At 31.8% G+C, this 468-nt stretch carries 2 protein-coding genes; both read right to left on the bottom strand.

The annotated features are described in order from the left end of the window. Positions 1-282, bottom strand: a 282-nt coding sequence (locus tag FDW96_RS12790) for a hypothetical protein (RefSeq protein WP_137365790.1), incomplete at its 3' end; no start/stop codon positions are given. Further along, positions 279-468: hypothetical protein (locus FDW96_RS12795; RefSeq protein ID WP_047692792.1), on the bottom strand; the 190-nt coding region annotated here is incomplete at its 5' end. The genes FDW96_RS12795 and FDW96_RS12790, both read right to left, overlap by 4 nt.

A 468-nucleotide genomic window follows, 5' to 3' on the forward strand; every position in this document is an offset into this window, starting at 1 on the left:
TTTTCTTCTGCCCTTAAACTTTTGTAGTTGCTTTTCATATATGAATTTTCTAATATCTTCTTTCTGCTGTTTTTCCTCTTTATCAGACCAGCCAACCTTTTGACCTTTTCGTTTACCACTTTGATAAACTCGCCTGTTATCTTCTGGGAAACCATTTTTCTCGAAGTACATTCTAGCATATTCAAAGTAATTTAAGCTATTGATGTACTGCTGACTATCTTTTTTGTGATAATTAAGAGTTATCAATCGCCTTTTAGCTAGTGATTCAAAAGATGTTATCATACTTCTGCTTTAAGGAAACCTAAAATTTTCAAAGCCACATATTCTTCGCTATCTTCTTCAACCTCTTTTGCAAATTCTTTATCACTAGTTAGTTCTTCTTCTCCAGCATAATATAAAGGTGCAAACCTAGTCTTATCAGAGAAGTTATAAAACTTAAATTTAGGTTCAATAACTTCATAACCGTTA

The organism is Citrobacter sp. TBCS-15 (assembly GCF_005280815.1).
GTDB lineage: Bacteria > Pseudomonadota > Gammaproteobacteria > Enterobacterales > Enterobacteriaceae > Citrobacter > Citrobacter werkmanii.